We start from the raw sequence: 774 nt of genomic DNA on the forward strand, positions 1-774 counted from the left end.
TACGCGATGTAGAGCCGGTCGCGGGACTGCGGCACCGGCAGGCAGGTGCGCGGCAGCACGTGCGCGGAATTCAGGGCGATGACCCGGGTCTCGTAACCGAGGTCCTGGATCTCGCGCAGCCACCGATGCCGGTCGTCCCACTTCCAGCACTGCACGACGTTTTCCATCACCCCGGCCAGCACCGGCTTGCCGCGCGCGGCCATCGCACGCAGATACCGGGGAATCTGCTCGACCAGCGCCCGGCTGCGCCCGGACGCCGGATCCTCGACGATGCCGAGTTCCTCGTCGAACCGGTACTGGTTGCTCTGGTCGAAGTAGCGTTTCTGTCCCTTCGCGTCCGTCCATTCCGGGCACGCCGGGCTCGCCCAGAACAACTCCGTCGCGGGCAGCCGCGTCAGATCGATCTCCCTGACGTCGCCGGGCGGAAGATGTTCCACCGTGGGGAAATTCAGCTCGTGCACCGCCACACAGACCGGGTTGTGGTTGGCCGCGATCCGGCCCGTGAGACCGGGCACCGCCCGCCAGCCGAGGTAATCGCCCCCGTATCCGGCGAAGAAGACCGTCGATGTGAGGCTCATCGCGCGTCCCCGGGGATGTGTGCGGTCCAGCCGTCGATGACCTCGACCATCCGGTCCTGCCACTGCGCGGTCGTAACCTCGACCGCGCGGGCGCGGCGCAGGGCACGAGCTTCCCGCCAGGACAGCGCGTTCCGGCCGTGTCCGAGACCGGCGCCGGCCGAGACCAGTTTCACCGGCAGGTAGGCACCGGCCTCAC

General features: G+C 69.0%; 1 protein-coding gene and 1 pseudogene. Both read right to left on the bottom strand.

The genetic code is table 11. The features are described from left to right. Positions 1-578: pseudogene (locus tag A5780_RS13895) on the bottom strand (DNA cytosine methyltransferase); the annotation flags it as partial. Then, positions 575-774 (bottom strand): hypothetical protein (locus A5780_RS40940; RefSeq protein WP_197521750.1); only part of this gene is annotated, 200 nt, incomplete at its 5' end. The gene A5780_RS40940 and the pseudogene A5780_RS13895, both read right to left, overlap by 4 nt.

This window comes from Nocardia sp. 852002-20019_SCH5090214 (genome assembly GCF_001665865.1).
GTDB classification, from domain to species: domain Bacteria; phylum Actinomycetota; class Actinomycetes; order Mycobacteriales; family Mycobacteriaceae; genus Nocardia; species Nocardia nova.